The sequence below is a fragment of the Streptomyces boluensis genome, assembly GCF_009908195.1.
Classification (GTDB): Bacteria; Actinomycetota; Actinomycetes; order Streptomycetales; family Streptomycetaceae; genus Streptomyces; species Streptomyces boluensis.
This window is the reverse complement of the sequence record NZ_JAAAHS010000588.1, coordinates 1-3,138: the sequence shown is the minus strand read 5'-3', so window position 1 is coordinate 3,138 and position 3,138 is coordinate 1. Positions and strand designations below refer to the sequence as shown.

Here is a 3,138-nt window from a genome sequence, read left to right as displayed (position 1 = left end):
GAGGGGGATCCGCGACGTACAGGGCTGCGTACAGGGAGGACGTGCGGATCTGCGGACGCATTCGGCCAGTTCGGCCGAGATTGATCGATTGGTTGCCCAAAGGAACCATCTGTCTACGCAGAGTTGACAGGGTTAGGTGTGCCTAACTTAAGCTGACTCCTCGTGTCTACAAACTCGACGGGCGCTCCGACCAGGGGCCTCCGCACCCAACTCCTCAGGCGAATACCGTTCTTCGCCGTCGGGGTCGCCGCCCTCGCGCTGTGTGTCGCGTTGAGCTTCGCCATGGGGGCACGGCCCGTTCCGCTGTCCACCGTGTTCTCCGCGCTGTTCGGTGACGCGTCCGGCGCGGACGCCGTCGCGGTCACCGGGCTGCGGCTGCCGCGTACCGTGATCGGGCTCGCGATCGGCGCCGCGCTCGGAGTGGCCGGAGCGGTCGCGCAGGGCATCACCCGCAACCCGCTCGCCTCGCCGACCACGCTCGGCATCGACGCCGGTGCCGGATTCGCCGTGGTCGTCGCGATCTACGCCCTCCATCTCACGCAGCCCGTCGAGTACATATGGTTCGCCTTCGCCGGAGCCGCGGGCGCCGCCCTGTTCGCCCAGGCACTCGCCCGGCGCGGCGGCGACCTCGACCCCGTACGACTCGCACTCGGCGGCACAGTGCTGCAGTTGGTGCTGCTGTCCTGGACCGCGACCCTGATGCTGCTCAGTCAGCGCACCCTTGACGAGGCCCGGTTCTGGCTCGCCGGTTCGATGGCCGGACGCCCCCTGGACGTGCTGTGGCCGGTGCTGCCGACCCTCGTGATCGGGCTCGTCCTGGCGTTCGCCGTCTCCCCCGCCCTCAACGCCCTGGCGATCGGGGACGATTCGGCCCAGGCGCTCGGTGTGCCGGTGGCCCGCATTCGTCTTGCCGGCGGGATCGCCGTGATCCTCCTGTCCGGTTCGGCGGTCGCGGTGGCCGGTCCCGTCGCGTTCATCGGGCTTGCGGCGCCCCACATCGTGCGCGCGCTGATCGGCTCGGACCATCGCGTGCTGCTGCCCGGCTGCCTGGTCGTCGGGCCGCTGCTGCTGCTCGCCGCCGATGTGCTCGGACGCCTCGTCATCCGGCCCTCGGAGCTGGAGGTCGGCATCGTCACCGCGTTCCTCGGCGCCCCTCTCCTTGCCCTGCTCGCGCGGAAGGTCGCCCGGTGACCGACACGCTGCGGACCTCGCCGGCCGCACCTGCGACACGCAAGAACCTCATCACGCCCGCCCGGCGCACCGCACTGCTCTGCGGCGTCGCCGTGGTCGCCATCGTCCTGCTCTCCACGTTCTCGCTCACCCACAGCGACATCCCGATGTCCGCGTCCGTCGCGCTGCGTGCCCTGGTCGGGTCGGGCGACGGCGGAAGTGTGCTCGTCGTCCAGGAGTTCCTGGCGCCGCGCGTGGCCGCGGGGATCGTCGCCGGAGCGGGGCTCGGTGTCGCGGGCTCGCTGCTGCAGCGGCTTTTCCGCAATCCGCTCGCCTCTCCTGATGTCATGGGCATCACAGGCGGCGCTTCGTTCGGGGCCGTGTCGCTGCTCTCCGCCGGGGCCTCACAACTGCTCATCCCGCTCGGCGCGTTGGCCGGTGGGCTGCTCGCGGCCCTGCTGCTCGGGGTGTTCGCCTGGCGCTCCGGCCTGAGCGTCACCCGGCTCGTACTGGTCGGCCTCGCCGTCCAGGCCGGTCTGGCCGCCGCCGTGAACTTCATGGTCGTACGGTTCCCCACCGAGCTCGCCGGGGCGGCCCTGCAGTGGACCACCGGCTCGCTGTACGGACGGACCTGGACCGAGGTGTGGGCCGCCGCAGGCGCGACGCTGCTCGTCCTCGCGGTCGCCTTCTGCCTGCACCGCCGCCTCGCCGTGCTGGACCTCGGCGACGAGTCGGCGGGCGCCCTCGGCATGAACACCTCCGTCGCCCGGCTCCAACTCCTCGTCACCGCCGTCGCGTTGGCGTCGCTCGCGGCGTCGATCACCGGCCCGGTCGGCTTCGTCGCCCTCGCCGTACCGCATCTGGTGCGCTTCCTCGCCGGGCCGCCGACGCTCGGCACGCTCGCGCTCACCGGCCTGACCGGGGCCGTACTGCTGCTCGCCTCGGACCTGATCGTCCAGCATCTGCTGCCGGTCGAGGGGCTGCCGGTCGGCGCCGTCACCGCCACGTTGGGCGCACCGTTCCTGCTGGCGCTCATGATCCGCCAGGGCCGGCCCGTCGACAGGAGTACCGCATGACCGCCCAGCAGATGGACCAGACCCCGATGAACGAGTCACAGACCGACCAGCCGCAGCCGAACCAGCTCGCCGCCCACGGCCTAGGCCTGCGCTACGGCGACCGGACCGTCGTCGACAACCTCGACCTGGTGATCCCCGGCGGCGCCGTCACCGCGATCGTCGGCCCCAACGCCTGTGGAAAGTCCACCCTGTTGCGCGGCCTGACCCGGCTGCTCGCGCCGTCCGGCGGCACCGTCACCCTGGACGGCGCCGACATCCACCGCATGTCCGCGCGCACCCTCGCCCTGCGCCTCGGCCTGCTGCCGCAGCAGCCGGTCACGCCCGAGGCCGTCACGGTGGAAGCTCTCGTACGACTCGGGCGCTACCCGCACCAGCGGCTGCTCAGCCCCTGGTCCAAGGCCGACCAGGCGGCCGTCGAGGCCGCGTTGGAGCGGACCGGCACCGCGGCCCTGCGGGACAAGGCCGTGGACCGGCTCTCCGGCGGTCAGCGGCAGCGCGTGTGGATCGCCCTGGCCCTGGCGCAGGACACCGAACTCCTGCTCCTCGACGAGCCCACGACCTTCCTCGATCTACGGCACCAGCTCGACGTGCTCGACCTGGTCGCCGAACTGCACTCCGAGGCCGGCCGCACCGTGGTGATGGTGCTGCACGACCTCGGGCAGGCCGCCCGTTACGCGGACCACCTGGTGGTCCTCAAGGACGGGCGACTCGCCGCGGCCGGGCCACCGGCCGAGGTCCTCGACGCCGAACTGGTCAAGACCGTGTTCGACGTCGACTGCCGGGTGATCCCCGACCCGGAGACCGGCACCCCGCTGGTCATCCCCCGTGGCAGCGCGACGCGGCTCACCAAGGCCGCGACCGCCTGACCCGACTCTTCACCGCACCCCCCTCC

At 72.0% G+C, this 3,138-nt stretch carries 3 protein-coding genes; all 3 read left to right on the top strand.

Annotation, left to right across the window (positions count from 1 at the left end):
• Window positions 1-162 precede the first annotated feature (162 nt).
• The 3 genes from GUY60_RS36265 to GUY60_RS36255 are packed head-to-tail and all read left to right on the top strand — an operon-like array spanning window position 163 to window position 3,112.
• Window positions 163-1,191 (top strand): FecCD family ABC transporter permease, encoded by a 1,029-nt coding sequence (locus tag GUY60_RS36265; protein WP_312866560.1) that lies wholly within the window; start codon window positions 163-165, stop codon window positions 1,189-1,191.
• Window positions 1,188-2,246 carry a FecCD family ABC transporter permease gene (locus GUY60_RS36260; RefSeq protein ID WP_161705730.1) on the top strand — a complete coding sequence of 353 codons (1,059 nt, stop codon included), beginning with the start codon at window positions 1,188-1,190 and terminating at the stop codon, window positions 2,244-2,246. Before GUY60_RS36265 ends, GUY60_RS36260 begins: the two co-directional genes overlap by 4 nt.
• Window positions 2,247-2,272: 26 nt before the next feature.
• Window positions 2,273-3,112, top strand: a complete 840-nt coding sequence (locus GUY60_RS36255; protein ID WP_161705732.1) for an ABC transporter ATP-binding protein — start codon at window positions 2,273-2,275, stop codon at window positions 3,110-3,112.
• The last annotated feature ends 26 nt before the right edge of the window (window positions 3,113-3,138 follow it).